Annotated in this window: 27 protein-coding genes and 1 riboswitch; of the genes, 14 read left to right on the top strand and 13 right to left on the bottom strand. The window is 73.5% G+C overall.

Annotated features, from left to right (window positions below):
* Positions 1 to 105: 105 nt before the first annotated feature.
* Positions 106 to 573: a hypothetical protein gene (locus E4P40_RS08010; protein ID WP_135158243.1), complete on the top strand. Its 468-nt coding sequence runs from the start codon at positions 106 to 108 to the stop codon at positions 571 to 573.
* 2 nt (positions 574 to 575) lie between these two features.
* Here the strand turns inward: E4P40_RS08010 and pucL (E4P40_RS08005) are convergent, their stop codons facing one another.
* On the bottom strand, positions 576 to 1,466 hold the full coding sequence (pucL, locus tag E4P40_RS08005; protein ID WP_135158244.1) for a factor-independent urate hydroxylase: 891 nt from the start codon (positions 1,464 to 1,466) through the stop codon (positions 576 to 578).
* Between the two features lie 75 nt (positions 1,467 to 1,541).
* Positions 1,542 to 2,900 (bottom strand): ATP-binding cassette domain-containing protein, encoded by a 1,359-nt coding sequence (locus E4P40_RS08000; protein WP_245160206.1) that lies wholly within the window; start codon positions 2,898 to 2,900, stop codon positions 1,542 to 1,544.
* Between E4P40_RS08000 and E4P40_RS07995 the strand changes: the two genes are divergently transcribed.
* A complete protein-coding gene (locus E4P40_RS07995; protein ID WP_245160205.1) occupies positions 2,884 to 4,140 on the top strand; it encodes an ATP-binding cassette domain-containing protein in 1,257 nt (418 codons plus the stop codon). The two genes, E4P40_RS08000 and E4P40_RS07995, sit on opposite strands and share 17 nt — an antisense overlap.
* A gap of 75 nt (positions 4,141 to 4,215) precedes the next feature.
* Positions 4,216 to 5,106: a factor-independent urate hydroxylase gene (pucL, locus tag E4P40_RS07990; RefSeq protein ID WP_135158244.1), complete on the top strand. Its 891-nt coding sequence runs from the start codon at positions 4,216 to 4,218 to the stop codon at positions 5,104 to 5,106.
* Between the two features lie 2 nt (positions 5,107 to 5,108).
* On the opposite strand, the gene E4P40_RS07985 is transcribed toward pucL (E4P40_RS07990), so the two are convergent.
* The 4 genes from E4P40_RS07985 to msrA form a co-directional block, all read right to left on the bottom strand.
* Entirely contained in the window at positions 5,109 to 5,576 is a 468-nt protein-coding gene (locus E4P40_RS07985; protein WP_135158243.1) for a hypothetical protein, read from the bottom strand.
* Positions 5,577 to 5,780: 204 nt separating this feature from the next.
* Complete coding sequence (locus E4P40_RS07980; RefSeq protein ID WP_135158242.1) at positions 5,781 to 7,367, bottom strand: methyl-accepting chemotaxis protein; 1,587 nt, start codon at positions 7,365 to 7,367, stop codon at positions 5,781 to 5,783.
* Between the two features lie 149 nt (positions 7,368 to 7,516).
* Positions 7,517 to 8,641 carry a methyltransferase gene (locus tag E4P40_RS07975; protein ID WP_135158241.1) on the bottom strand — a complete coding sequence of 375 codons (1,125 nt, stop codon included), beginning with the start codon at positions 8,639 to 8,641 and terminating at the stop codon, positions 7,517 to 7,519.
* A 64-nt stretch (positions 8,642 to 8,705) separates the two neighbouring features.
* Positions 8,706 to 9,359 (bottom strand): peptide-methionine (S)-S-oxide reductase MsrA, encoded by a 654-nt coding sequence (gene msrA / locus E4P40_RS07970; RefSeq protein WP_135158240.1) that lies wholly within the window; start codon positions 9,357 to 9,359, stop codon positions 8,706 to 8,708.
* A 68-nt stretch (positions 9,360 to 9,427) separates the two neighbouring features.
* Between msrA and E4P40_RS07965 the strand changes: the two genes are divergently transcribed.
* The 3 genes from E4P40_RS07965 to E4P40_RS07955 are packed head-to-tail and all read left to right on the top strand — an operon-like array spanning position 9,428 to position 11,392.
* Positions 9,428 to 10,450 (top strand): NADP-dependent oxidoreductase, encoded by a 1,023-nt coding sequence (locus tag E4P40_RS07965; protein WP_209305224.1) that lies wholly within the window; start codon positions 9,428 to 9,430, stop codon positions 10,448 to 10,450.
* A 41-nt stretch (positions 10,451 to 10,491) separates the two neighbouring features.
* A complete protein-coding gene (locus E4P40_RS07960; protein WP_135158239.1) occupies positions 10,492 to 10,695 on the top strand; it encodes a hypothetical protein in 204 nt (67 codons plus the stop codon).
* A 7-nt stretch (positions 10,696 to 10,702) separates the two neighbouring features.
* Entirely contained in the window at positions 10,703 to 11,392 is a 690-nt protein-coding gene (locus E4P40_RS07955) for an alpha/beta hydrolase (protein ID WP_135158238.1), read from the top strand.
* 3 nt (positions 11,393 to 11,395) lie between these two features.
* On the opposite strand, the gene E4P40_RS07950 is transcribed toward E4P40_RS07955, so the two are convergent.
* Both E4P40_RS07950 and E4P40_RS07945 read right to left on the bottom strand, forming a co-directional pair.
* Positions 11,396 to 12,412 carry a 1-aminocyclopropane-1-carboxylate deaminase gene (locus tag E4P40_RS07950; protein ID WP_135158237.1) on the bottom strand — a complete coding sequence of 339 codons (1,017 nt, stop codon included), beginning with the start codon at positions 12,410 to 12,412 and terminating at the stop codon, positions 11,396 to 11,398.
* The gene (locus E4P40_RS07945; protein ID WP_245160204.1) at positions 12,402 to 13,067 is read right to left on the bottom strand and encodes a GntR family transcriptional regulator; all 666 of its coding nucleotides are present in this window, start codon (positions 13,065 to 13,067) and stop codon (positions 12,402 to 12,404) included. The genes E4P40_RS07950 and E4P40_RS07945 overlap by 11 nt, the downstream gene beginning before the upstream one ends.
* Positions 13,068 to 13,159: 92 nt before the next feature.
* Between E4P40_RS07945 and E4P40_RS07940 the strand changes: the two genes are divergently transcribed.
* Positions 13,160 to 13,465 carry a rhodanese-like domain-containing protein gene (locus tag E4P40_RS07940; protein WP_135158235.1) on the top strand — a complete coding sequence of 102 codons (306 nt, stop codon included), beginning with the start codon at positions 13,160 to 13,162 and terminating at the stop codon, positions 13,463 to 13,465.
* A 44-nt stretch (positions 13,466 to 13,509) separates the two neighbouring features.
* A complete protein-coding gene (locus E4P40_RS07935) occupies positions 13,510 to 14,037 on the top strand; it encodes a hypothetical protein (RefSeq protein ID WP_135158234.1) in 528 nt (175 codons plus the stop codon).
* A gap of 4 nt (positions 14,038 to 14,041) precedes the next feature.
* Here the strand turns inward: E4P40_RS07935 and E4P40_RS07930 are convergent, their stop codons facing one another.
* Positions 14,042 to 14,845, bottom strand: a complete 804-nt coding sequence (locus tag E4P40_RS07930) for an SDR family NAD(P)-dependent oxidoreductase (protein WP_135158233.1) — start codon at positions 14,843 to 14,845, stop codon at positions 14,042 to 14,044.
* A gap of 97 nt (positions 14,846 to 14,942) precedes the next feature.
* Entirely contained in the window at positions 14,943 to 15,455 is a 513-nt protein-coding gene (locus E4P40_RS07925; RefSeq protein WP_135158232.1) for a VOC family protein, read from the bottom strand.
* A gap of 121 nt (positions 15,456 to 15,576) precedes the next feature.
* A riboswitch (TPP riboswitch) is annotated at positions 15,577 to 15,679 on the top strand.
* Between E4P40_RS07925 and E4P40_RS07920 the strand changes: the two genes are divergently transcribed.
* From E4P40_RS07920 to E4P40_RS07910, 3 genes are all read left to right on the top strand, one after another.
* Positions 15,676 to 16,290 carry an ECF transporter S component gene (locus tag E4P40_RS07920; RefSeq protein WP_135158231.1) on the top strand — a complete coding sequence of 205 codons (615 nt, stop codon included), beginning with the start codon at positions 15,676 to 15,678 and terminating at the stop codon, positions 16,288 to 16,290. Its footprint overlaps the riboswitch before it by 4 nt.
* 38 nt (positions 16,291 to 16,328) lie before the next feature.
* Positions 16,329 to 17,732, top strand: coding sequence for an ABC transporter ATP-binding protein (locus tag E4P40_RS07915; protein ID WP_245160203.1), 1,404 nt, complete (start codon positions 16,329 to 16,331; stop codon positions 17,730 to 17,732).
* On the top strand, positions 17,729 to 18,496 hold the full coding sequence (locus E4P40_RS07910) for an energy-coupling factor transporter transmembrane component T (RefSeq protein WP_135158230.1): 768 nt from the start codon (positions 17,729 to 17,731) through the stop codon (positions 18,494 to 18,496). The genes E4P40_RS07915 and E4P40_RS07910 overlap by 4 nt, the downstream gene beginning before the upstream one ends.
* Before the next feature lie 6 nt (positions 18,497 to 18,502).
* Here E4P40_RS07910 and E4P40_RS07905 read toward each other — a convergent pair whose 3' ends face one another.
* Positions 18,503 to 19,903 (bottom strand): solute carrier family 23 protein, encoded by a 1,401-nt coding sequence (locus E4P40_RS07905; protein WP_135158229.1) that lies wholly within the window; start codon positions 19,901 to 19,903, stop codon positions 18,503 to 18,505.
* Between the two features lie 103 nt (positions 19,904 to 20,006).
* On the opposite strand from E4P40_RS07905, the gene E4P40_RS07900 reads away from it, so the two are divergent.
* Positions 20,007 to 20,558 (top strand): DUF1697 domain-containing protein, encoded by a 552-nt coding sequence (locus tag E4P40_RS07900; RefSeq protein WP_245160202.1) that lies wholly within the window; start codon positions 20,007 to 20,009, stop codon positions 20,556 to 20,558.
* A gap of 119 nt (positions 20,559 to 20,677) precedes the next feature.
* Positions 20,678 to 21,100, top strand: coding sequence for an ATP-binding protein (locus E4P40_RS07895; protein WP_135158228.1), 423 nt, complete (start codon positions 20,678 to 20,680; stop codon positions 21,098 to 21,100).
* A 7-nt stretch (positions 21,101 to 21,107) separates the two neighbouring features.
* On the opposite strand, the gene E4P40_RS07890 is transcribed toward E4P40_RS07895, so the two are convergent.
* Both E4P40_RS07890 and E4P40_RS07885 read right to left on the bottom strand, forming a co-directional pair.
* Positions 21,108 to 23,687 (bottom strand): SpoIIE family protein phosphatase, encoded by a 2,580-nt coding sequence (locus E4P40_RS07890; RefSeq protein WP_245160201.1) that lies wholly within the window; start codon positions 23,685 to 23,687, stop codon positions 21,108 to 21,110.
* A gap of 88 nt (positions 23,688 to 23,775) precedes the next feature.
* The gene (locus tag E4P40_RS07885) at positions 23,776 to 25,551 is read right to left on the bottom strand and encodes a gamma-glutamyltransferase (RefSeq protein ID WP_135158227.1); all 1,776 of its coding nucleotides are present in this window, start codon (positions 25,549 to 25,551) and stop codon (positions 23,776 to 23,778) included.
* 63 nt (positions 25,552 to 25,614) lie between these two features.
* Between E4P40_RS07885 and E4P40_RS28495 the strand changes: the two genes are divergently transcribed.
* Positions 25,615 to 25,877 (top strand): hypothetical protein (locus tag E4P40_RS28495; protein ID WP_209305223.1); only part of this gene is annotated, 263 nt, incomplete at its 3' end.

The raw sequence follows: 25,877 nt of genomic DNA, 5'->3' as shown, positions 1-25,877 counted from the left end.
GACGGCGTGTCGGGCAGGTGTCGCGACGACTGCTCATCACCCGGCTGGACGGTGCAGCGCGTTCGCACTGGGCAGAGGCGGCCGGGGCGGGGCAGTCTCGGCACCATGACGCGCTCGCTCGGATCCGTGCTCCGGAAGCTCCGGCCGTGGCTGGTCGGCTGGTTCGCCTTCCAGGCGGTGGTAGCGGCCGCCGGCCGGCTGACGGCCTGGCGGAAGAACGAGGGCGACGAGTCCTCGACCAGCATCCGGCGGGTGCTGACCCACTACGGGCTGGAGCTGCACCCGCGCAACCCGGCGCTCTCCCGGCTGCGCGTCGACCTGGCGATGTCCGGCGCCGAGATCGATCTGACCGGGATCCCGCAGCCGGCCGACGGCATCGACCTCACCCTGCGCGTGCTGATGGGCGGCGTCGCGGTGCGGGTGCCGGCCGACTGGCGGGTGTGGTGGCGGTTCCGCGGCGTCGGGGGCATGGGCGGGGACGGCGTCGTGGCGCGCACGCACGACGAGCACTCGGCCGATCTGCGGATCTACGCCGACGTCCTGCTCGGCGGCATCGGTGTCGAGGCAGGCTGAGCTCAGCAGAAGCCGGGCGTCCCCAGCCACGCGACCTCGGCCGGCGGGACGTCGTCCCGCAGCACGGCGCCCTCGATCAGCCCGTAGGGCCGGTCGTCGGCGTGGTAGACGACGTCCGGGTTGTCCAGTCCGTACGCGGACAGGTCCTGCAGGAAGTGGTGCCTGTTCGGCATCGACATCCGGATCTCCGCCACGTCCGGGCACCGCTCCAGCACGGCCTCGCCCATGGCGTACAGGGACTGCTGCAGCGCCAGGGAGTGCGTCGTCGCGAACGTCTCCAGCAGCGCCGTCCGGACAGCGGTGAACGCGGCGTCGAAGTCGACGTCGGTGCCCAGGTAGCGCCACCGGGCGGTCACCGCGGTGGCCAGGATCCGGTCGTGCGTCTCGGCCAGCGTGGTGTACCGGTCGCGCGGAAAGCCCCAGAACTCCGAGCCCGTGGTCTTGAGGACGACGAGATCGCCGATCCCGGCCAGCACGTGCGCGTCGGCGCCGTCCACCGTGACCACGGCGGTCCGGACCTCGGCGCCGGCCTTGCGGAAGGAGTGGTCGTGCTCCGTGCCGCCGACGGAGATCCGCTCCCAGCCGTAGGACTCCACGGCCACCCGGGCGCCGGTGATCCAGTCGTAGGAGCCGGCGAAGTGCCGGGCCAGCCGCAGTCCGAACTCCTCGGGCGTCCCCACGCCGTCGCGGGCGAACGCGAAGACGGTGTTCTTCTGCGCGTCGGTCGTCAGCACGTGGCCGTTGTCGCCGGCGGTGTGCGCGGCCGCGAAGTCCCCGCGCAGGCTGGAGCTGACATTGAGGTCGACCAGCGTGTGCCGGGGGGAGCTCCGGTCGACCGCGACGACGCGGACCTCCGCCTTCCCGTACTGGTTGGGGCCGAGCACGATCGCCATGTCAGCAGCCTCCTGGGCGCAGATGTCCGGGATGTTGCACGTGGAACCGGTCGACTCCGACGGCACCACGAAAGGTCAGGCGCGGACATAGGCAGCGAGGTGCTTCCCGGTGAGGGTGGAACGGCCTGCGACGAGGTCGGCGGGCGATCCCTCGAACACGATCCGGCCGCCGTCGTGGCCGGCGCCGGGGCCGAGGTCGATGATCCAGTCGGCGTGCGCCATGACGGCCTGGTGGTGCTCGATGACGATGACGGACTTGCCGCTGCCGACCAGCCGGTCGAGCAGTCCGAGCAGGTTCTCGACGTCGGCGAGGTGCAGGCCGGTGGTCGGCTCGTCGAGGATGTAGATCTCGCCCTTCTCCGCCATCTGGGCGGCCAGCTTCAACCGCTGCCGCTCGCCGCCGGACAGCGTGGTGAGCGGCTGGCCCAGCGTGAGGTAGCCGAGCCCGACGTCGGCCAGCCGGTCCAGGATCGTGTGCGCGGCCGGCGTCTTCGCGTCGCCCTCGCCGAAGAACTCCTCGGCCTCGTCCACCGACATCGCGAGCACCTCGGCGATGTTGCGGCCGCCCAGCGTGTACTCCAGGACCGAGGCCTGGAACCGCTTCCCCTCGCACTCCTCGCAGGGGGACTCGACGGTCGCCATGACGCCCAGCTCCGTGTAGATGACACCGGCCCCGTTGCAGGTGGGGCAGGCGCCCTCGGAGTTGGAGCTGAACAGCGCCGGCTTCACGCCGTTGGCCTTCGCGAACGCCTTGCGGATCGGCTCGAGCAGTCCGGTGTAGGTCGCCGGGTTGCTCCGCCGCGAGCCGCGGATCGCACCCTGGTCGACCACCACCACGCCGTCCCGTCCCGCGACGGAGCCGTGGATGAGGGAGCTCTTTCCCGACCCCGCCACGCCGGTGAGCACGACCAGCACCCCCAGCGGGATGTCGACGTCGACGTCCCGGAGGTTGTGCGTGTTCGCGCCGCGCACCTCCAGGGCTCCCGAGGAGGCGCGCACCGAGGGCTTCAGGGACACCCGGTGGTCGAGGTGCCGGCCGGTGAGCGTGCCGCTGGTCCGCAGCCCGTCGACGGTGCCCTCGTACACGATCTCGCCACCGCCGGTGCCGGCGCCGGGACCGAGATCGACGACGTGGTCGCCGATCGCGATGGTCTCGGGCTTGTGCTCCACGACGAGCACGGTGTTCCCCTTGTCCCGCAGCTGCAGGAGCAGGTCGTTCATCCGCTCGATGTCGTGGGGGTGCAGACCGATGGTCGGCTCGTCGAAGACGTAGGTGACGTCGGTGAGGGAGGAGCCCAGGTGGCGGATCATCTTGGTGCGCTGCGCCTCTCCGCCGGACAGCGTTCCCGCCGGGCGGTCGAGCGAGAGGTAGCCCAGCCCGATCTCGGCGAAGGAGTCGAGGAGGTGCTGCAGGCCGGTGAGCAGCGGTGCCACCAAGATGATCCGCCACCTGGGCTCCTCCCTCACCGACGTCACCTACGTCTTCGACGAGCCGACCATCGGTCTGCACCCCCACGACATCGAGCGGATGAACGACCTGCTCCTGCAGCTGCGGGACAAGGGGAACACCGTGCTCGTCGTGGAGCACAAGCCCGAGACCATCGCGATCGGCGACCACGTCGTCGATCTCGGTCCCGGCGCCGGCACCGGCGGTGGCGAGATCGTGTACGAGGGCACCGTCGACGGGCTGCGGACCAGCGGCACGCTCACCGGCCGGCACCTCGACCACCGGGTGTCCCTGAAGCCCTCGGTGCGCGCCTCCTCGGGAGCCCTGGAGGTGCGCGGCGCGAACACGCACAACCTCCGGGACGTCGACGTCGACATCCCGCTGGGGGTGCTGGTCGTGCTCACCGGCGTGGCGGGGTCGGGAAAGAGCTCCCTCATCCACGGCTCCGTCGCGGGACGGGACGGCGTGGTGGTGGTCGACCAGGGTGCGATCCGCGGCTCGCGGCGGAGCAACCCGGCGACCTACACCGGACTGCTCGAGCCGATCCGCAAGGCGTTCGCGAAGGCCAACGGCGTGAAGCCGGCGCTGTTCAGCTCCAACTCCGAGGGCGCCTGCCCCACCTGCAACGGGGCCGGTGTCATCTACACGGAGCTGGGCGTCATGGCGACCGTCGAGTCCCCCTGCGAGGAGTGCGAGGGGAAGCGGTTCCAGGCCTCGGTCCTGGAGTACACGCTGGGCGGCCGCAACATCGCCGAGGTGCTCGCGATGTCGGTGGACGAGGCCGAGGAGTTCTTCGGCGAGGGCGACGCGAAGACGCCGGCCGCGCACACGATCCTGGACCGGCTGGCCGACGTCGGGCTCGGCTACCTCACGCTGGGCCAGCCGCTCACCACGCTGTCCGGCGGCGAGCGGCAGCGGTTGAAGCTGGCCGCCCAGATGGCGGAGAAGGGCGAGATCTACATCCTCGACGAGCCGACCACCGGCCTGCACCTCGCCGACGTCGAGAACCTGCTCGGACTGCTCGACCGGCTGGTCGGCAGCGGCAAGTCCGTCATCGTCATCGAGCACCACCAGGCCGTCATGGCGCACGCCGACTGGATCATCGACCTCGGCCCCGGCGCCGGCCACGACGGCGGCCGGATCGTGTTCGAGGGATCGCCCGCCGACCTCGTCGCAGGCCGTTCCACCCTCACCGGGAAGCACCTCGCTGCCTATGTCCGCGCCTGACCTTTCGTGGTGCCGTCGGAGTCGACCGGTTCCACGTGCAACATCCCGGACATCTGCGCCCAGGAGGCTGCTGACATGGCGATCGTGCTCGGCCCCAACCAGTACGGGAAGGCGGAGGTCCGCGTCGTCGCGGTCGACCGGAGCTCCCCCCGGCACACGCTGGTCGACCTCAATGTCAGCTCCAGCCTGCGCGGGGACTTCGCGGCCGCGCACACCGCCGGCGACAACGGCCACGTGCTGACGACCGACGCGCAGAAGAACACCGTCTTCGCGTTCGCCCGCGACGGCGTGGGGACGCCCGAGGAGTTCGGACTGCGGCTGGCCCGGCACTTCGCCGGCTCCTACGACTGGATCACCGGCGCCCGGGTGGCCGTGGAGTCCTACGGCTGGGAGCGGATCTCCGTCGGCGGCACGGAGCACGACCACTCCTTCCGCAAGGCCGGCGCCGAGGTCCGGACCGCCGTGGTCACGGTGGACGGCGCCGACGCGCACGTGCTGGCCGGGATCGGCGATCTCGTCGTCCTCAAGACCACGGGCTCGGAGTTCTGGGGCTTTCCGCGCGACCGGTACACCACGCTGGCCGAGACGCACGACCGGATCCTGGCCACCGCGGTGACCGCCCGGTGGCGCTACCTGGGCACCGACGTCGACTTCGACGCCGCGTTCACCGCTGTCCGGACGGCGCTGCTGGAGACGTTCGCGACGACGCACTCCCTGGCGCTGCAGCAGTCCCTGTACGCCATGGGCGAGGCCGTGCTGGAGCGGTGCCCGGACGTGGCGGAGATCCGGATGTCGATGCCGAACAGGCACCACTTCCTGCAGGACCTGTCCGCGTACGGACTGGACAACCCGGACGTCGTCTACCACGCCGACGACCGGCCCTACGGGCTGATCGAGGGCGCCGTGCTGCGGGACGACGTCCCGCCGGCCGAGGTCGCGTGGCTGGGGACGCCCGGCTTCTGCTGAGCTCAGCCTGCCTCGACACCGATGCCGCCGAGCAGGACGTCGGCGTAGATCCGCAGATCGGCCGAGTGCTCGTCGTGCGTGCGCGCCACGACGCCGTCCCCGCCCATGCCCCCGACGCCGCGGAACCGCCACCACACCCGCCAGTCGGCCGGCACCCGCACCGCGACGCCGCCCATCAGCACGCGCAGGGTGAGGTCGATGCCGTCGGCCGGCTGCGGGATCCCGGTCAGATCGATCTCGGCGCCGGACATCGCCAGGTCGACGCGCAGCCGGGAGAGCGCCGGGTTGCGCGGGTGCAGCTCCAGCCCGTAGTGGGTCAGCACCCGCCGGATGCTGGTCGAGGACTCGTCGCCCTCGTTCTTCCGCCAGGCCGTCAGCCGGCCGGCGGCCGCTACCACCGCCTGGAAGGCGAACCAGCCGACCAGCCACGGCCGGAGCTTCCGGAGCACGGATCCGAGCGAGCGCGTCATGGTGCCGAGACTGCCCCGCCCCGGCCGCCTCTGCCCAGTGCGAACGCGCTGCACCGTCCAGCCGGGTGATGAGCAGTCGTCGCGACACCTGCCCGACACGCCGTCACATGCGTCAGGAACTCAGCACCCGGCCGGGAACGGAAAGCGGCGGCGGTGGGAAGCCCCCCACCGCCGCCGTCCCCTCGAGGCCGCTCCGATAGCGCGTCAGTACCGGAACTTCGCGACCGAGCTGTGGAGCGAGGTGGCCATGCGGGCCACCTCGTCGATGGCGGCCTGCGCGTCGTTCATCGCGCTGGTCGTGGAGCTGGTGGCCGCCGCGACCGCGTCGATGTTCTCCGCGATCTGGCTGGCCGAGTGCGCCGCCTCGGCGACGTTGCGGTTCATCTCCGTCGTCGTGGCGGTCTGCTCCTCGACGGCGGCGGCGATGGTGCTCTGGGAGTCGTTGATCAGACCGATGATCGAGGAGATCTCACCGATGGCGCGCACCGCGCCCTGGGTGTCGTTCTGGATCGCCTCGACCCGCTTGGAGATGTCCTCGGTCGCCTTCGCGGTCTCCTGGGCCAGCTCCTTGACCTCATTGGCGACGACGGCGAACCCCTTGCCGGCCTCGCCCGCCCGGGCCGCCTCGATCGTCGCGTTCAGCGCGAGCAGGTTGGTCTGCTCGGCGATGCTCGTGATGACCTTGACGACGCTGGCGATCTCCAGCGACGACTCGCCCAGTTTGGCCACGGTCGCGGTGGTCGCGTCGGCGGCGGTGACCGCCTGCCCCGCCACACGGGAGACCTCGGAGGCGTTCTGGGCGATCTCCCGGATGGAGGCCCCCATCTGCTCGGAGCCCGCCGACACGGTCTGCACGTTGCTCGACACCTGGACGGCGGCGCTGGCGACGACGCTGCTCTGCACCGACGACTCGTCGGCGAGCCGGGCCATGTCCTGGGCGCTCGCGGACAGCTGTTCGGTCGCCGAGGCGAGGGTGGTGGAGCTGTCACCGATCGCCGTCATGACCGTGCGCATGTTCGTCATGGAGGACTCGAGCGAGGCGGCCATCCGCCCGACCTCGTCCCTGCTCTGGACCCCGGCCGTGCCGGTCAGGTCGCCGTCGGCCAGACCGTCGAGGACGGCGGCGACCCGGCGGATCGGGCGGACGACCGAGCGGGTGATGACCCAGCCGAGGAGGCAGAGCAGCACCATGCCGGCGGCGGCGACGGCGAGTGCGAGGGTCATGGCGGTGCCACGCTGGGCCTCCGAGTGCGCGGCGGCCTCCTCGCCGAAGGCGGCGACGGCGTCGCCCAGCTTGGGCAGCTCGTCCTCGAGGACGGCGAAGTCGGAGGCGAACTGCGGATAGGCCTCGTTCGCCCGGGCGGCGTTGACCCCGGCGGTGGTCACGATGTCCTGAGCCGTGGCGAGGTAGGCCTCGACCGCCGGTGTCACCTCCGCCACCGCGGCGTCGACCTCGGGGCTCAGGTCGTCGGCGACGACCTCAGCGAGGATCGTGCGGAAGAACTCGTCGTGCTCGGCCAGATCGGCCTGGGCGCCCGCGTAGAGCGGGCCCTGCCCTCCACTGACCAGCGCCTGGAGGACGTCGCCCCGGACGGCGTCGTGCATCATGTCGGCGAGCAGCACGTCCTCCGTGCCCTCGGAGCTGGCGAGGAGTTCGTCGGCCGTCTCACCGGTGCCTTGGAGCGCCTGCACGGTGATGACGGTGAAGACCGACAGCGAGACGGCGCCGACCCCGACGAGGGCGGACAGCTTGACGCCCAGCGGGCGGTCGGACCAGACGTTGCTCGACATGCGAGTGCTCCAGAACCGGGAGGCCGGCGGTGACGACTGTCACCGCTGACCGGACTTACGGCCGGAAGGTGGAGCGACTACAGCGGAAAATTCTTGAAGGTTGAGTCTCTTCCGTTCCGGTGACCGAGACGCCGAGGCGAGGGCGAGCCTCAGCGGCGCGTGGAGACCGTGACCGTGAACTTCGGGCTCTGGTCCGCGACGCGGGTGGGCCCCACCAGCCGGGTCAGCGTCGGCTTGTAGCGCAGCGCGCTGTTGTAGACGGTCCAGAACTCCCCGCCCGGGCGCAGCACCCGGCCGGCGGCGGCGAACAGCCGGTCGGCCGCGGTGGTGACCACGGCCGCGCCGACGTGGAACGGCGGGTTGCAGACGACGAGGTCGACGCTGCCGTCCGGTACGGACGCGGCCGCGTCGTCCCGCAGCACCGTGATCCGGTCCGTCAGGCCGTTCGCGGCCACGGTCGCCTCGGCCGACGCGACGGCCGCGGCCGACTGGTCGGCGGCGAGCACGGTCAGGTCCGGCCGGCTGCGAGCCAGGGCCACCGCCAGCACGCCGGTGCCGCAGCCGAGGTCCAACGCCGTGGGAACCGGCGCCATCCGGTCGAGCGAGCCCAGCAGGGTCCGCGTGCCGATGTCGATCTTCGTGCCGGCGAACGCCGCGCCGTGCGCGCAGACGGTCAGCCCGAGGTCGGCATGCCGCTGCCGTCGCGGGAAGGTCGGGGGTGCCGGCTCCGGCCCGCGGGCGACCAGCACGCGCGACTTCTGCCGGGCCAGGGTGGCCGAGACGTCGGCGAAGGACGCCCGCAGGACGTCGTTCATCCCGTGCGTCATGTGCTTGACCCGGCCGCCCACCAGCACGGTGACGTCGGGCGCGGCGGAGGCGGCGACGACCTCGGCGATCTCGCGCAGCGCATCCAGGGCCTTGGGCGCCTGGATCAGCACCACGCGCGCGCCCCGGACCAGCTCCGGTCCGAGCGCGAGCGACCGGTACGTGCCGGCCAGCCCGGTGCGCTCGGCGTTGCGGGCCAGCGCCAGTTCCCCGACCAGGAGGTCCTGGGACACCCGCACGTCGGACGCACCGTGCAGGGCCACCGCCCCGAGGGTCAACGCCCCGTAGCCGTCGTCGACGACGGCGACCTCACCGGGCCCGCACAGCGCCAGGGCGGCCGCCGCCTCGTCGAGCAGCAGCCGGTCGGTCGCATCGACGGCGACCAGCTCCGGCGCCTCGACGTCCGGCGCCCTCCGGATGAGCCCGAAGAAGTCGGTTGTGTCCTTCACGTCCGGCCATCGTTCAGGGGCCCGCGCCGAGCCTGCGAGGCGTGGGGGGAACGGTGGTCCTCTGTCACACTCCCGGCAGGCCGACCGGGCAGGAGACGCCCGTCGAGTGCACGGGGCAGTAGCCGTTCGGCACCTTGTAGAGGTACTGCTGGTGGTAGTCCTCGGCGTAGAAGAACTGGCCCAGCGGAGCGATCTCGGTGGTGATGTCGCCGTAGCCGGCCGCCGTGAGCCGCTCCTGGTAGGCGTCCCCCGTGGCCCGGGCGGCCTTCTCCTGCTCGGGCGAGGAGTAGTAGATCGCCGAGCGGTACTGGGTGCCGATGTCGTTGCCCTGCCGCATGCCCTGCGTCGGGTCGTGGTCCTCCCAGAACACCTTCAGCAGCTGCTCGTAGGAGATGACCGCCGGGTCGAAGACGACCAGGACGGCCTCGGTGTGCCCGGTGCGCGCCGAGCAGACCTCCTCGTACGTCGGGTTGGGGGTGTAGCCACCGGCGTAGCCAGCCGCGGTGGAGTAGATGCCGGGGGTCTCCCAGAAGACCTTCTCCACGCCCCAGAAGCAGCCGGCGCCGAAGACGGCGGTCTGCAAGCCCTCGGGGAACGGCGGCTGGATGCGGTTGCCGTTGACGGCGTGGACCTCGGGCACGTGCGGCAGCGGGTCGGGGCGGCCGGGCAGCGCGTCCTCAGCGGTGACCGCCTGCGTCTTGAAGCGGGAGAACAACATGCTCCGAGCGTAGGCCGGGGCCGCAACCCGCCCGGCACCCGCGAGGCGAGCGGAGCAGGATCGGGAGCATGACCCTGAGGACCCGCGAATGGCAGCTGGCGGCCCGTCCGCACGGCGAGCCCACCCCCGAGGACTTCCGGCTCGTCGAGCAGGAGCGTCCCGACCCGGTCGAGGGGCAGATCGTGGTCCGGATGCTCGCGATGTCGGTCGACCCGTACATGCGCGGGCGGATGAACGCGGGGAAGTCCTACGCGACGGCCTGGGAGGTCGGCGAGACCATGAAGGGCGGCGCCGTCGGCCGGGTGGTCGACTCGCGCTCCCCCGCCGTCCCCGAGGGCTCCCTGGTGCTGGCCGACGCCGCCTGGCGCGACGTCGCCGTTCTCGACGCCCGGCACGTCCGCGTGCTCCCGGAACTGCCCGGCATCCCGCCCAGCTACCACCTCGGCGTGCTGGGGATGCCCGGGCTGACCGCCTGGGTCGGCCTCTTCCGGCTGGCGGCGTTCCGAGAGGGCGACGCGGTCTTCGTCTCCGGTGCCGCGGGAGCCGTCGGCAGCCTGGTGGGGCAGTTCGCCCGCCTGAACGGCGCGTCGGCGGTGATCGGCAGCGCCGGGACGCCGGACAAGGTGCGGTGGCTGACCGAGGAGCTCGGCTTCACGACGGCCTTCGACTACCACGACGGGCCGGTGTCGGAGCAGCTCGCGGCCGCGGCGCCGGGCGGCATCGACGTCTTCTTCGACAACGTCGGCGGTGAGCACCTGGAGGCCGCCATCGGCGCCTTCAAGGAGTTCGGCCGGGCCGCCCTGTGCGGGGCGATCTCGGGCTACAACGCCGTCGAGCCGCAGCCCGGTCCGCGCAACATGTTCATGCTCGTGACGAAGAAGCTGAGCCTGCGCGGCTTCATCGTCGGCGACCACGCGGACATGCGCGACGACTTCGTCGCGAAGGTGACCCAGCTGGTGACCTCCGGCGACCTCGTCGTCCGGGAGACCGTCCGGGAGGGTCTGGACGACGCCGTTCCGGCCTTCCTCGACCTCCTCCGGGGCGGCAACACCGGGAAGATGGTGGTGCGTCTCTCCGCCGGCGAGGGCTGAGAAGGGGTTCCCGATCGCGATCGCCGGGCAGAGGCTTGTCCATGTGGCTCTTCTTCACCCGCCGGCTGCGCCTGTGGCTGATCCTGACCGTGCTCGTCCCGCTCACGACCGGCGTGCTGCGGAAGGTGGGACGCAGACTCGAGCGACGCAACGGCCCGACGTCGCTCAGCCGCGCACTGCTCCGTGCCGGCGACTTCGGTGACCGCGCCCGGGCCACGCTCCGCGGCGGACGACGGGCTGCCTGAGGACGGCGTGCGGGAACCCGTCCTCGAGACGCGAACCGCGCCCGGGCAGACGCGGGCGGTCGCCCTGTTCTGCCACGGCGGGACGGTCGCGAACCTCGAGCCGCCGCGGGAGCGGGCCCTGTCGCTGGTCCGCATGCGCGCGATCGAGCAGTTCGTCGCCGACACCGCGGGCGGCTCGGGCGTGACCACGTCCCTGGTGCGCTATCGCGTGGCCGGCTGGAACGGGTCGGCCGCCGACGCCTGGGCCGACGTCCGGTGGAGCCTGGACCGCATCCGCGCCGACCACGGCCGCGACGTGCCGATCGTCCTGGTGGGCCACTCCATGGGCGGCCGCGCCGTCCTGCGGGCCGGTGGCGAGGACCAGGTCGCCGCGGTGTGCGCGCTCGCTCCGTGGACGCCGCCGGACGAGCCGGTCGAGCACCTGCGGGACCGCACGGTCGTGATCGTCCATGGCCGGGGCGACCGCTGGGTGCCCGCCGCGCTGTCCGAGCACTTCGCCGGCCGGGCGCAGCGGGCCGGGGCCCGGGTCGCCCGGTTCACCGTCGCCGGTGGGCACAGCATGCTGCGCCGCGCGCACCTCTGGCACACCTTCGTACGGGACGTCGTCCTCGCGGGGGCCGGCCTGGAGCCGATGCGGCCGGACGTCGCCGGCGCCCTGCGCAGCGCCGACGCCGGGTCGCTCGCCCTGTCGCTGTAGCGCTCAGGAGAACAGGGCGCTGTACCCGTTGAGTGCGGGCTGACCGCCGAGGTGGGCGTACAGGACCGTGGCGGACCGGTCGATCTCCCCGCGGCCGACCAGGTCGATGGTCGCCGCCATCGACTTCCCCTCGTAGACGGGGTCGGTGACCATGCCCTCGGTCCGCGCCGCGGTCTCCATGGCCCGGATGGTCGTCTCGTCCGGGATCCCGTAGATGCCGGCGTGGTAGCGCTCGTCGAGCTCCACCTCGTCGGCCCGCAGTTCCCGCGCCAGCCCGATGGCGTCCGCCGTCCGCCGGGCGATCCGGAGGATCTGCTCGCGGGTCTCCGCCGGCTTCGCCGAGGCGTCGACGCCGAGCACCCGGCGCGGCCGGCCGCCCGCGTCGGCCAGCTGGGCGAACCCGGCGACCATCCCGGCCTGCGTGGAGCCGGTCACCGAGCAGACGACGACGGTGTCGAAGAAGACGCCCAGCTCCGCTTCCTGGGCGGCGACCTCGTGCGCCCAGTTGGCGAAGCCGAGACCGCCGAGCGGGTGGTCCGACGCCCCCGCGGGGATCGCGTAGGGCCTTCCGCCCCGCTCCTCGATCTCGGCCAGCGCCTGTTCCCAGCTCTCCTTGACGCCGATGCCGAACCCGGCCTTCACCAGGCGGACGTCGGCGCCGGCGAGCCGGCTGATCAGGATGTTGCCGACCTTGTCGTAGACGGCGTCGGGCCAGTCGACCCAGCTCTCCTGGACGAGCACGCACTTCAGGCCGACGCGGGCGGCCACGGCGGCGACCTGGCGGGTGTGGTTGCTCTGGACGCCGCCGATCGAGACGAGCGTGTCGCACCCCTGCGCCAGCGCGTCGGCCACGAGGTACTCGAGCTTGCGGGTCTTGTTGCCGCCGAAGGCGATCCCGGAGTTCACGTCCTCCCGCTTCGCCCAGACCGCTGCTCCGCCCAGGTGCTCGGTGAGCCGGTCCAGGCGGTGCACCGGCGAGGGGCCGAAGAGCAGCGGATAGCGGGGGAAGTCACTCAGCATCGCGGGGCTCCTCGGTCAGCTCGGACAGCAGCGCCGTCCAAATCTCGGTGGTGGTGGCGACGGCGGTGTCGGCGTCGGACGCCGCGCAGGCGGCGATGAGGCGCTCGTGCAGCTCGACCGACCCCTCGCCGTGGGCGGCGGTGAAGCGCCGGCGCTCCAGGCGGCGGATCGCCGGGGTGAACCGGTCCACGGTGGCAAGGACCGCGGAGTTGCCGCAGCGCGCCAGGAGCACGCCGTGCAGGTCGTCGTCGGCGTCCATCGCGGCGTCCAGGTCACCGGCCCGCACGGCGGCGGCGAAGCGCTCGTTCGCCGCTCTCATCGCCGCGACGTCCCGGTCGGTCAGCCGGGCGACCGCGTCGCGCGCGGCGAGCTCGTGCATCGCCCGGACCACGACGGCGGCGTCCCGGATCCGGCTGGGAACCAGCGCGGTGACGCGGGTGCGGCTCTGCGGCTTGCTCTCGACCAGACCCTCGTCGGCGAGGCGGGCCAGCGCCGCCCGCACCGGTGCCACGGAGAGCCCCAGTTGCGCGGCGAGGTCGGCGTCCTTGATCACCGCGCCCGGCTCGAGATGCCCGGTGACGATGGCCTCGCGGATCCGGTCCAGGGCCACGTCGCGCAGCAGAACGCGACCGACGGTCGCGAGGGCGGCTGGCACAACTGACATTTCAGATGTCAGTAGGGCCGATGTCAAGAGGCAGGGACGCCGAGCGCCTCGTCCGGCCGGGACGGCGACCCTAGCGTCGGGCCGTGATCGACCGGACGACCGAGCCGACCGATGCGGCGGCACACGTCGCCCACCGCCTGGCCGTGGAGACCGACATCAGCGACGTGCATGCCGCCCTCGAGAGCGGAGCCCCCGGCTTCGTCCTGCTCGACAGCCGCAGCGCCGAGGCCTGGGAGCAGGGGCACGTGCCGGGCGCGGTGCACCTGCCGGGTCGCGACATCGGGGCGCGCGCGACCGGAGAGCCGGACCGGTCCGTCCCGGTCGTCAGCCATGACACCGTCGCCCTCCGGGCGACACCGCGACCACGAGCCATGCCTCGGCTGCGCTGAGCACCCGTGGCGGCCGGCTGCGGGTGCTGAGCCAGGATGCACCCATGGCCCGGCTGCGAGCGACGACGCTCACCGCGCTCGTCCTCGCCATGACGTCCGGCGGCTGCGGGGCGCAGGACGGGGCCGGGGAGCCGTTGCCGGACGGGCAGCGGTCGGCGGGATGTCCCGGGACGCCGCCCGGGGGCCGGACCGACGTGGACGACGGCACCGGCGGGCAGCTGGTGCCGACGGCGTCGGACCCGGTCCTGCTCACGCTGTGCGTCTACGGCCTGGTTCCGGTCTCGCCGCCGCCGGGCAGCGGTCCCAACAGCACCCCGGAGCCGCCCGCGACTCGGACCTGGGCGGGCGCCGACCTGCACGCCGCCGTCGACGAGCTCAACGGCCTGCCCGTCTTCAGCGACTCGACGGACCATGTCTGCAACGCGGCGATCTGGCCGGGCTACGTGCTCGTCCTCGACCACGCTGACGGCACGACCACCACCCTGACCGTGGACCGTTCGTGCGCACTGGTCTCCGACGGGGACGGCGCCGTGCGGCTGGGCCTGCCGAGCATGGTCGCCGCCGCCCCCTAGCCGGTCAGGACCCGGCCGACCCCGGCTCGGTCATCGGCCGCTTCATCGCGGTGGCGACGTTCGCCGGGGTGATCGCGGACAGCCGGCCCATCGCCTTGCTGGCGAGCGAGCCGGCGAACACCGACGCCTCACCCTTCATCAGGCCCGCGAAACCCTGTCGGGCGACCAGGGCCGGGTCGTCCTTCTTGTCCGAGGCACCGAGCTTGGTGTCGGTCATCTCCGCCCGGTCGAAGAACTCGGTGTCGGTCGGGCCGGGGAGCAGCGCCGTGACGCTGACCCCGCTGTCCTTGAGCTCCTCGCGCAGCGCCATCGCGAACGACTGGACGAACGCCTTCGACGCGCCGTAGACCGCCTGGAAGGGCTCGGGCGCCTGCGAGGCCACCGACGAGGTGAAGAGGATGCGGCCCTCGCCGCGGGCGACCATGGCATGGACGACCCGCTTGGCCAGGTGCACCGTCGATGCACAGTTGAGTTCCACGATGCCGAGTTCCGCCTCCAGGTCGGTCTCGGCGAAGCGGCCGCCGTGGCCGACGCCGGCGTTGAGCGCGGCGGCGTCCAGCGGCCGGCCGGAGCCGTCGACGGCGGCGGCCAGTCGCTCGACGTCGTCCCGCTTCGTCAGGTCGACGCTCACCGGTGCCACGGTGGCCCCCATGCCGCGCAGCTCCTCGACGGCGTCGTCGAGCTCGACGTCCTCCGCCGCGACGATCAGGTCGAAGCCGTTCTCGGCGAACTGCTTGGCGAGCTCGCGCCCGATGCCGCTGGAGGCACCGGTGACGAGGGCGAGCGGGCGGGCGACGGGCAGGGACATCGGGGCCTCCTGGCGATCGGGGTCACCACGTCCTGCCCCGCCGACGCCGGGGGTAACCGAGGTGCCATTTCCGGGGAGATGGCACCTCGGGGGCGGGTCAGGCGGGGACGGAGACGCCCACGCCGCCGCGGGTCTGCGCGCCGTAGCGCGCGATCTCGCGGTCGAGGTCCAGCGGGGCTGTGATCGCCGCGCCCTCGGTGACCTCCGGGGTGATCAGGTCGGCGGGCAGCAGCCAGGAGACCTCGAACTCGAGACCGTCGGGGTCCTGGGCGTAGAGCGCCTTGGTCGTCGCGTGGTCGGAGGCGCCGACGAGGGCGCCGGCCTGCAGGAGCGCGTCCCGGATGCGGGCGAGCTCGGCGAGCGTGTCGACCTCCCAGGCCAGGTGGTACAGGCCCACGGTGCGCCGCCCGGCCTCCGACGGTCCTGCGCCGGCGCCGATCTGGAACAGCCCGAGGTCGTGGTCGTTCGTGGAGCCCTCCGCCTGCAGGAACACCGCGGCACCGGGGATCTCCATCTTCGTCCGGAACCCGAGGACGTCGCGGTAGAAGGCGGAACTCCGCTCGACGTCGCGTACGTAGAGGACGGCGTGGTTCAGGCGCTGGACGGGCATGGCGGGCTCCTCGGGCGGGACGGTGCGTTCAGTGTCCCCCAAGTTGGATGAACTCTCAAGTATTCCGACCCCCTCCCCGGTGAACCGGGCCAGTGAGGGCTAGGGTCGTGGCCACAACAGAAGAAACCGACAGGGGAGCGCTTCGGCGCTGAGAGTGCGGGACACCGCAGACCCTCGAACCTGATCCGGGTCATGCCGGCGCAGGGAGTCTGGAGGAGACATGGCCGAGTCGGCCGTCAGTCCGTCGTCCGAGTCCGACGTTGCGCGCAGCACGCGCTGGCGCACCGTCGACATCGTCGTCACCGCCGTGCTCGGCGTCGCGTTCGGCATCGTGTTCTGGGCCTGGGGCCTGCTGTGGGCCGGCCTCGACGCCGCGTTCACGGCGTTCCCGCCCGGTCAGGCCGTCATGTACGGCGTCTGGCTGCTGCCCGCGGTGCTCGCGCCGCTGATCGTCCGCAAGCCGGGCGCCGCGCTGTTCGCCGAGCTCGTCGCCGCCACCGTGTCGGCGCTGCTCGGTTCCTCGTGGGGCACGCTGGTGATCGTCTACGGCCTGCTGCAGGGCCTGGCCGGCGAGGTGGGGTTCGCGGCGTTCCGCTACCGCCGCTTCGGCTGGCCGCAGGCGCTGCTGGCCGCGGCGTGCGCCGGCGCGATGGCCGCCGTCCTGGACCTCGTCAACTACTACCCGGACTGGGCGGGTGGCTGGAAGACGACGTACGTGGTGCTGGTCGTCGTCAGCACCGCGGTCGTCGCCGGCATCGGCGGGACGGCGCTGGCGCGGGCGCTGCGCGCCAGCGGGGCCCTGTCGTCGTTCGCGCCCGGTCGCACCCGGGTCTGACCACGGCCGCCGAACCGGCGGGCCGCGGCCCGGCGGCGGTGCGGCTGGCGGGCTGGGGGTTCCGGCACGCCAGCCGCCACGCCTGGGCGCTGCGGGACGTCGACCTGGACGTGACGCCGGGTGAACGGGTGCTGCTCACCGGCGCATCCGGCTCCGGCAAGTCCACCCTCCTGCACGCGCTGGCCGGACTGCTCGGGCCGGACGCCGGGGAGCACACCGGCGCCGCGTCGGTCGACGGCCGCCCGCCGGGGCCGGCCCGCACCCGAACCGGGATCGTCTTCCAGGACCCCGACTCGCAGCTGGTGATGACGCGGGCCGGAGACGACGTGGCCTTCGGGCTGGAGAACACCGGCACGCCCCGGCAGGCCATCTGGCCCGCCGTCGACCGGGCGCTGGCCGACGTCGGCTTCCCGTACGGACGGGGCCACGCCACCGCGGCGCTCTCCGGTGGGCAGAAGCAGCGGCTCGTGCTCGCGGGAGCGCTCGCCCCCCGCCCCGGGCTGCTGCTCCTCGACGAGCCGACGGCCCAGCTCGACCCCGACGGGGGGACGCTCGTGGCCGAGGCCGTCACCCGCGCGGTCGCCGACCGGTCGACGACGTTGCTCGTCGTCGACCACGACGCCGCGCGCTGGCTGCCGCTGGTCGACCGCGTCGTCGAACTGCTCCCGGACGGCGGCACGCTCGAGCACGGGCGCGGTTGGTCACCGCCGCCGCTGCGCATGCCCGTGCGCCGGATCCATCCGGCCGGCGAGCTGCTGCTCTGCGCCGAGGCGGCCGGCTTCACCCACCGCGGCAGTGCAGCCCCCGCCCTGCCGCCCACGGACGTCACCCTGTCCGCGGGCCGCACGCTGGCGGTCGTCGGCGCGAACGGCACCGGGAAGTCGACGCTGGCCCTCCTGCTCGCCGGCCTGCGCGGGCCGACGACCGGGCGGGTCACGGCTGCACCTCCGCTCACCACCGGTCTGCGCCGCCCCGACGGGCCGCCGCACCGGTGGCCCGCCGCTGATCTCGTCCGCCGCATCGGGGCGGTCTTCCAGAACCCGGAGCACCAGTTCCTGACCGGCCGGGTGCGCGACGAGCTGGCCCTCGGCCCGCTGCGCGCCGGGTCGGCGGGCGCCGACGCGCACCGGCTGGCCGACCAGCTGCTCGAGCGGCTCGGGCTGTCGGCGCTCGCGGAGGCCAACCCGTTCACGCTCTCGGGCGGCCAGCAGCGGCGGCTCTCGGTGGCCACCGCGCTGGCCACGCGGCCGGGGGTCGTCGTCCTGGACGAGCCGACGTTCGGGCAGGACCGCGAGACCTGGGCCGAGCTCGTGGCCCTGCTCGCCGAACAGCAGGACGAGGGCCGGGCGCTCGTGCTCGTCACCCACGACGCGGCCGTCGTCACCGCCCTCGCCGATGAGGTGCTGGAGCTCCGGACGACCGGCGAGCCGGTGGCGGCATGACGCTCCCCCTGTCCCTCGGGCCGGTCCGGCCGGTGCCGCTGTCGGCCATCAACCCGGTGGCCCAGCTCGGGGCGATCGCCGTCCTCCTGCCCGTCCTGCTGATCAGCGGCGACGTGGTGACCCCGTCTGTCGTGCTGGCCGCCGAGGCGTGCCTGCTGCCCGCGGCCGGCCTGGCCGCACCCCGGGCGCTGCTGGCCCGCACATGGCCGCTGCTGCTCGGCGCCGCCGGCGTGGCCTGGGTGAACGTGCTGTTCGGCGACGAGGACGGGGGCGGCTGGCCGTCGGCGCTGGGGCTGGCGGTCCGGGTCCTCGCGCTCGCGCTGCCGGGCGTGCTGCTGGTCGCGTCCACCGATCCGGTCCGGCTCGCCGACGCCCTGACCCTGCACTGGCGGGTCTCGACCCGCTTCGCCTACGGCGCCCTCGCTGCGCTGCGCCTCGTCCCCCTGCTGGCCACCGAGTGGCAGACGATCCGGCTCGCCCGGCGGGCCCGGGGCGTGGACGCCGGCCGGAACCCCGTGGCCCAGCTGCGGCTGTTCGCCGGGACGGCGTTCGCGCTCCTGGTCGGCGCCATCCGGCGCGGCTCGCGGCTGGCCGCCGCCATGGACGCCCGCGGGTTCGACTCCGGGATCCCCCGGACCAACGCCCGTGGCTCGTCCCTGCGGCCGAGGGACTACGCCTTCGTGCTCGCTGCCGCGGTGGTCTGCGCCGCCGCGGTCACGCTCAGCGCCCTGACCGGCGTCTGGTCACCGGTCTTCGGGAACTGACCGCGCTCACACCGCCGGCGGGCGCTGCTCCGCCACGGCGTCGGCGACCACCACCTCTGCGGGCGATGCCGGCAGACCGCTGCGCGTCGGGCGACCGGGCAGGACCAGATTGAGGACGACGGCAACGACGGCAGCGACCACGATCCCCGAGTCGAAGAGGGCACCCCATTCTCCGGTCACGCGGTCGACGGCGTCCGGCGCCGCGGCGATCCCCCGCCCGAGCCCCACCGACAGCGCGACGATCAGCAGCGCCCGCGTGTCCAGTCCGTCCTTGGACAGCAGTTGGATGCCGATCGCGCAGACCATGCCGAAGAGGACCAGGACGCCGCCGCCGAGGACCGCCGGCGGGATCGCCGCCAGCACGGCGGCGACCTGGGGCAGCAGCGAGAGGCCGATCAGCACCAGGGCGCCGATGGTCACGACGTGCCGGCTCATCTGCTTGGTGAGCGCCACCAGCCCGATGTTCTGGCTGAACATCGTGGTCGGCAGTGCGCCGAAGACTCCGCCGAGGACGGCGCTGCCCCCCTCGGCGAGGATCCCGCCCCGCAGCTCTCGCGTGGTCGCGGGCCGGGCTGCGCCGCCTTCGGTGACCGCGTGCACGGTGCCGACCGAGTCGACCATGTTGACCACGCCGACCACGGCCATGGAGAGCACGGCGACAAGGGGGAAGGAGAGGCCGAACTCGAACGGCGCGGGTACCGCCACCAGAGGTCGGTCACCGACCCCCGAGAGGTCGAGCAGACCGAGGGGGATCGACACGAGGTACCCGACGACGACCGCGATCAGCACCGCCGCGCTGCACAGCAGGCCCCGGCAGAACTGGTTGAGCACGACGGTGAGCACCAGCACCAGGCCCGCGACAGCGAAGTTGACCGGGGCGCCGAAGTCCGGCGATCCGAGGCCGCCGGCGGCGAGGTTGACGCCGCTCGGGAGCAGGCCGAGGCCGATCACCAGGATGATCGTGCCCGTCACCACCGGCGGGAAGAGGAACGCGATCTTGTGGATCCCGAGGGCGATGGCCACCTGCACCCCCGCGGTGACGAGCACGCCGCCCAGGACGGCCGACAGCCCGAAGTCCTCGGCGAGGGGTACCGCGACGGCGATGAAGGCGAATCCGGCCCCCATCATGAGCGGGAGCCTGCTGCCCACCGGTCCGATGCCGACCGTCTGCAGCAGCGTCGCCAGGCCGGCGCAGAGCAGGGCCGCCTGGACCAGGAGTGTCGCCTCGCCGGTCGTCGCCCCGATGACGCCGGCCAGCAGGATCGCCGGCGTCAGGTTCGACGTGAACATGGCCAGCACGTGCTGGAGCCCCAGCGGCACGGCCACCCCCCAGGGTGGGCGGGCATCCGGGTCCGCACGGTCGTAGGACGCCGCCGTCGTCGCGGTCGTCTTCTCGGAAGTGGCCACCGGATCCCCCTGTTCGCCGTGCGCTTCCTCCGAGCGTCGCCAGCCGGTGTTCCCGACCGGTTACGGGGCGGTTGAGTTCTCGCGGAGCCGCTACGGTCCGGACGTGGCGAAGACGACGGGGCCGCCGACGACGTACGTCGCCCTGCTGCGCGGGATCAACCTCGGCAAGGCGCGCCAGGTCGCGATGCCGCGGCTGACGGAGCTCCTCACCGCGCGCGGGTACGCCGACGTCCGCACCCACCTGCGCAGCGGCAACGTCGTCCTCACCAGCCGTGTCGGGGAGGCGGAGCTGGCGGCGGACCTGTCGGCGGCGATCGAGGAGGAGTTCGGCTTCGCGGTCCCGGTCGTGGTCCGGACCGGGGCGGAGATGGGCGCCGTCGTGGCGGGTGACCCCTTCGCCACCGAGGCCACCGACCCCGCGCGCTACCTCGTCACCTTCCTGCCGGAGCCGCCCGATCCCGCCCGCGTCGACGCGCTGCCCAAGGCCGGGGGAGGCGGGGACTACCTGGTCCGTGGTCGCGAGCTGTACCTGTGGCTGCCCGACGGGATCCAGAACACGCCGCTGGCCTCCTGGAAGTGGGACACGCTGATCGGGGTCCCCGGCACGGCACGGAACTGGAACACCGTCCGGAAGCTCGCCGAACTGAGCGCCTGACCTCCCCCCGCGGGAGTGACCCGCGTCGCACTGAGGTTTGGGAGCACCCGCCGCGGCCCATACGCAGTTGTTCGGCCTGCACCGATCAGGGGCCGCGAACCGAGCAAGGGGTACAGCGCGTGACAGGGCAGGCGGCCGGGCCCGTGTGGCCGTCTGCGGCTCCTCCGCCGGCCGCCCCCGTGCTCACCTGGAGCCTGGAGGACGTCGCCGAGCTGCCCCGCGTCCGTGCGGACCTGCGGCGCCACGCGGGGGCGGCGACCCGACCCGACCTGCGCGACCAGCTGATCCTCGCGCTCGACGAGATGGCCTCGAACGCCCTGCGCCACGGCCGGGGCGGGGTCCAGGCCACCGTCCGCGAGACGCCCGACGCGTACCTGATCGAGGTCTCCGACCAGGCTCCTGCGTACCCGCCGTCGCCGGCGATCGGCCGCGACCCCAGCGAGGGCGGCCTCGGTCTGTACCTCATCGCCGAGATGGCCAGCCAGCACGGCTGGTACGTGAGCCACGGCCACAAGTACGTCTGGGCCCTGCTGCCCCGCTGAAGGCAGCTCAGCCCCCGTGCGGGGGCGGGTCGACCAGGTCCGGCACGCGCTCGGGACCCGCCTCCGCCGGCCGCGGGCGGTCCTCCCGGTGCAGGCGGACCGCCACCAGGGCCACGTCGTCCTGCAGGCCCTCGGGCCGAAGCCGCTCGATCACCTCGTCGCAGAGCACCGAGAGGGGCTCGCCGGCCAGCTCCGCCAGCGCCTCGCGCAGCCGGGCGATGCCCTCGTCCAGGGGCAGGTCGCGGCCCTCGACCAGCCCGTCGGTGTAGAGGAGGAGCGTGGCCCCGCGCTGCACGGTGACCACGGCATCGGTGCGGCGCGTGTGCGGGTCGACGCCGAGCATCAGCTCCGCCCGCGCCGGCGCGAGCTCCTCGATCCGGCCGTCGACGTGCAGGAGGAGCGGCGGCGGATGCCCGGCATTGGACCAGCGCAGCCGGGTCAGCCCGGCGTCGCGCTCCTCCGGCGTCTGCTCCACCCGCGCGATCGCCGCCGTGGCCATCGTGCCCATGCCCAGCCCCTGGATGGCGGCGTCGAGCTGGGTGAGGACGGCGGCCGGCCCCGGGCCCTCCCGGTAGGCGATCCCCCGCAGCATCCCGCGCAACTGGCCCATCGCGGCCGCCGCCTCGGTGTCGTGCCCGACGACGTCGCCGATGACCACCATCGTCGCGCCGGACGGCTGGAGGAACGCGTCGTACCAGTCCCCGCCGACCTCCGCCGCCCGCATGGCCGGCCGGTAGCGCACCACGATCTCGGCGTGGTCGGGCTCGGGCGGCGCGGTGAGCAGGCTGCGCTGGAGCCCTTCGGCCAGCCGCCGCTGCTGCTCGTAGAGCCGCGAGTTGTCCAGCGCCATCGCGACGCGGTCGGCCACCTCGCGCGCGGTGGCGACGTCGTCGTCGTCCGCCGGCGGACGCCCGGCCGACCGGTAGATGCTCAGCGCCCCGACGGTGCGGCCGCGCGCCTGCAACGAGAGCGCGACGGCGGTCTGCGGGGCGAGCTGGGCGAAGACGTCGCGCACCTCTCCGGGTGGCAGGGTGCGCCCGACCGCCGCAGCGACGTCGGGCACCAGCATCGGCTGACCGGAGCGGAGCGCCTCCACGATCGGGGCGGTCGACTGCAGGGCGCCCAGCCGCAGCTCCGAGTACCGCGCCGCCAGGTCGCGGCGCTGCGGGTCGCGGTGCCAGCTCGCCACGTCGTGCAACTGGCCGTCCTCACCGACGAGGCTGGCGATCACCCAGTCGCCGAGCACGGGGACGACCGACCGCGCCAGGCGCTGCACCGCGACCTCCTCGCCACCGGGCTCGGTGAGCGCGTCCGACACCGCCGACGCCACCTCGGCGATGAGCGAGAGCCGCGCGGTCGCCCGGCGCGCGCTCTCCTCGGCCGCCCGTCGCTCGGTCACGTCCAGGAAGTAGACGGAGAGCCCGTCGGGGCTCGGTGAGGCCCGCACCTCGTACCAGGCCTCGAACGGCGGGTAGTAGGACTCGAAGACCCGCTCCTGGCCGGTCTCGACGGCGCCCCGGTAGTTCTCCCCGAAGGCGCTGCCGTCCGTGCCCGGGAACGCCTCCCAGATCGTGACCCCCAGCAACTCCACACGGGTGCGGGCGAGCACCCGTTCGGCCTCGGCGTTCACGTAGGTGAAGCGGAACTGCCGGTCGAGGGAGAAGAAGGCCGCGTTCATCGCCTCCAGGACGCGGGCCACGCGGGCGTCGCCGTGCCGCTGCCCCGTGGTGTCGTATGCGGCGCCGACGAGCCGCAACGCCGAGCCGTCGTCGCCGGCCAGTGCCCTCCCCCGGGCCTGCACCCACCGCGTCTCGCCGGTCGGGAGGGCCACGCGGAACTCCGCCTCGTACTCGCCGCAACCGTCGATCGCCGACTTCAGCGCCGCCGTCGTGCGGTCGAGATCGGCGGGGTGGATGCGGTCGCGGAAGGCCTCGATGGTCTCGTCGAAGGTGTCCCGCGAGTAGCCGAACATCTGCACGAGGCGGTCGTCCCAGACCAGCCGCCGGGTCCGCAGGTCCCAGTCGAAGCTGCCGATCTGCGCCGCGTCGATGGCCAGCTCGAACCGCAGCCGGTGCGCCTCGAACTCCTGCGCCAGCGCGGCGAGCTCCAGCTCGCTCATCACGGCGCCCGCGAGCTGCCGGAGGAGCGCCACGTCGTTGTCGCTCCATGCCCGGGCACTGCGGCTGGAGGCGAAGAGCACGCCGATGGGCGAGCCGTCGACCACCACGAGCGGGATGCCCAGATAGGCCCCGATGGTGCCGTTCCCGACGTACGGGAGCGCCGCGAACCGCGCGTCGCGGCGGGTGTCCGGCACGACCAGCGGCCGTTCCGAGGCGAACGACACGGCGGTCAGCGAGTCGGCGAGCGGCACCTGCCGGCCGAGGCTTCCCGCGGGCAGGCCGGTTCCCGCCACCACCGTCACGACGTCGCCGACGAGGGCCACCGCCGCCATGTCCGCACCGACCAGCCGCGCCGCGATCCCGGTCAGCCGCTGCAGTCCCTCCGACCCCAGGGCCGTGGACTCGAGTCGCCGGACCGCGGCCAGGTGCCTGGCCGACGGCGCTGACGGCGTCTCGGCGGCGTTCACGACCGGTTCCTTCCACGCGAGGGGGATCGGCACACGCCGCGGGCCATCACCCTATGTCCCCCCAGCGGCGAAGGCTCCGGCCGCCGACTCAGCGGCCTGCGGCGTAGCCCTGCATGCCGCGGGCGTCGGCCGCCGCACGGAGGATCCCGGTCCGGGGGTCGCGGCTGACCGCCGACAGCCGTCCCAGCGTCCACGGACCGGAGACGGTGACGTCGTGGCCGCGCCCGCGCAGGCCCGCGACCACGTCGTCCCCGATGCGGGACTCGACCACGACCTCGCCGGACGTCATGTCCCGGGGGAAGAAGGACGACGGGAAGGCCGTGGTGTGCCAGGCCGGCGCGTCGATGGCCGCCTGCAGGTCGAGCCCGTCGACGGCGTGGGCGAGCCAGAAGCACAGCTGCCACTGCTCCTGCTGGTCGCCGCCCGGCGTGCCGAAGGCCAGGACGGGCTCGTCGTCGCGCAGGGCCAGCGAAGGCGTGAGGGTGGTGCGGGGCCGCTTGCCGGGGGCCAGCGAGTTGGGCAGGCCGCGCTCCAGCCAGAACATCTGCGCCCGGGTCCCGAGCGGGAACCCGAGCTCGGGGACGACCGGCGAGCTCTGCAACCAGCCGCCGGAGGGAGTGGCGGAGACCAGGTTGCCCCAGCGGTCGACGACGTCCACGTGGCAGGTGTCGCCGCGCGTCGTGCCGCTGCGGCTGATCGTCGGCTCCCCGGTGCCGGGGCCGGCGGGGTGGTGCGGGGCGCCTTCCCGGCTCAGCAGGGAAGGAAGCCGAGGCGGGCGCCCACCCGGGGAACCCGGCCGCAGGGCTCTGCTGGCCGTGCTCCCGATGAGCGCCCGCCTCTCGGTGGCGTACGTGGACGAGAGGAGATCGTCCACCGGGACGTCGTCGACGTCCCCGTACCAGGCTTCGCGGTCGGCCATCGCCAGCTTGACCGCCTCGACGCTCGCGTGGACCCGGTCGGTCCCGGCCGGTGGGACGTCGTCCAGCATCGCCAGCGCCTGGAGCAGCGCCGGTCCCTGGGACCACGGCCCGGCCTTCGCGAGCGTCCACCCCTGCCGGTCGAGGGTGACCGGCGGCTCGTACGTCGGCGTCCAGCCGGCCAGATCGTCGCCGGTCAGAAATCCGGGATGGGCACGACCGGAGTCGTCCTGCACCGGATACCGGGAGAATCTGTCGATCGCCTCTGCGACGAATCCTTGTGACCAGGCAGCCATCGCCGCATCGATCTGCGCCTCCCGGGAGGGTCCGCGCGCTGCTGAGAGCAGTCGGCGGTAGGTCGAGGCGAGAACCGAATTGCGGAACAGTCTGCCGGCGTCCGGAGGGGCACCGTCGGAGGTGAGCCAGGTGGCGGCCGAGGTAGGCCAGGAGGTGCGGAAGTGCTCGGAGACCGAGGCCACGGTCGCGGTCACCCGGGGAAGGAGAGGGTGACCGGTCCCGGCGTACTCGATGGCGTAGCGGAGGACGGCGTCCAACGGCTGGGTGCCGTGGTCGCGCAGCAGCGTCAGCCAGGCGCAGACGGCGCCCGGAACGGTGGCGGCAAGGAGGCCCGTGCCGGGGACGAGGTCGAGACCCAGTTGCTCGAAGGCCTCGATCGTCGCGCCGGCGGGGGCGATCCCCTGACCGGACAGGAGAACGGGTCGCCCCGCGTCCGGGTCACTCCCGCCCCTCGCGAAGAGGATGGGGACCTCGCCTCCGGGACCGTTGAGGTGCGGCTCGACGACCTGGAGGGTGAAACCGGCGGCGACGGCCGCGTCGAAGGCGTTGCCCCCTGCTTCGAGGACGGCCATTCCCGCTGCTGAGGCCAGCCAGTGGGTTGAGGCGACCATTCCGAACGTGCCGGCGAGCTCGGGCCGGGTGGTGAACACCCGGCCACAGTAGGTGCGGGTGGAACGACCCGCGTCGCGGCGGGAACCGCCGCACCGCGGGGAATGAGGGCCGCAGCGGGGGAAGGCGCCGCGGGCCGGATCGTGGGGGTGCTGGGCATCTCGCGCAGCACCACGGGCGGGTCGACGTCGCGCGCCGCGGTCGGCCGGGCCGGCGGGACGGGCCGGGGGCGGCCCCAGGCGAGGTACTCGCCCTGGGAGCCGGAACCCCACAGCGCCAGCCGGCGGACCAGCCCGCGCAGCGCGGGGGGACGCCGGTCCTTCGCGGGCGAGGGGCGCCAGGCGCAGAACTCCCCGTTCGTCCCCGA

The organism is Blastococcus sp. CT_GayMR20 (genome assembly GCF_004570345.1).
Note: the sequence above shows the minus strand (reverse complement) of the source record. Positions and strands in the feature narration are given on the sequence as shown.

Coding starts and splice junctions, on each gene's coding strand:
- E4P40_RS08010 (WP_135158243.1), top strand. CDS start 106: ATGACGCGCTCGCTCGGATCCGTGCTCCGGAAGCTCCGGCCGTGGCTG.
- pucL (WP_135158244.1), bottom strand. CDS start 1,466: ATGGCGATCGTGCTCGGCCCCAACCAGTACGGGAAGGCGGAGGTCCGC.
- pucL (WP_135158244.1), top strand. CDS start 4,216: ATGGCGATCGTGCTCGGCCCCAACCAGTACGGGAAGGCGGAGGTCCGC.
- E4P40_RS07985 (WP_135158243.1), bottom strand. CDS start 5,576: ATGACGCGCTCGCTCGGATCCGTGCTCCGGAAGCTCCGGCCGTGGCTG.
- E4P40_RS07980 (WP_135158242.1), bottom strand. CDS start 7,367: ATGTCGAGCAACGTCTGGTCCGACCGCCCGCTGGGCGTCAAGCTGTCC.
- msrA (WP_135158240.1), bottom strand. CDS start 9,359: ATGTTGTTCTCCCGCTTCAAGACGCAGGCGGTCACCGCTGAGGACGCG.
- E4P40_RS07965 (WP_209305224.1), top strand. CDS start 9,428: ATGACCCTGAGGACCCGCGAATGGCAGCTGGCGGCCCGTCCGCACGGC.
- E4P40_RS07960 (WP_135158239.1), top strand. CDS start 10,492: ATGTGGCTCTTCTTCACCCGCCGGCTGCGCCTGTGGCTGATCCTGACC.
- E4P40_RS07950 (WP_135158237.1), bottom strand. CDS start 12,412: ATGCTGAGTGACTTCCCCCGCTATCCGCTGCTCTTCGGCCCCTCGCCG.
- E4P40_RS07935 (WP_135158234.1), top strand. CDS start 13,510: ATGGCCCGGCTGCGAGCGACGACGCTCACCGCGCTCGTCCTCGCCATG.
- E4P40_RS07930 (WP_135158233.1), bottom strand. CDS start 14,845: ATGTCCCTGCCCGTCGCCCGCCCGCTCGCCCTCGTCACCGGTGCCTCC.
- E4P40_RS07925 (WP_135158232.1), bottom strand. CDS start 15,455: ATGCCCGTCCAGCGCCTGAACCACGCCGTCCTCTACGTACGCGACGTC.
- E4P40_RS07920 (WP_135158231.1), top strand. CDS start 15,676: ATGGCCGAGTCGGCCGTCAGTCCGTCGTCCGAGTCCGACGTTGCGCGC.
- E4P40_RS07910 (WP_135158230.1), top strand. CDS start 17,729: ATGACGCTCCCCCTGTCCCTCGGGCCGGTCCGGCCGGTGCCGCTGTCG.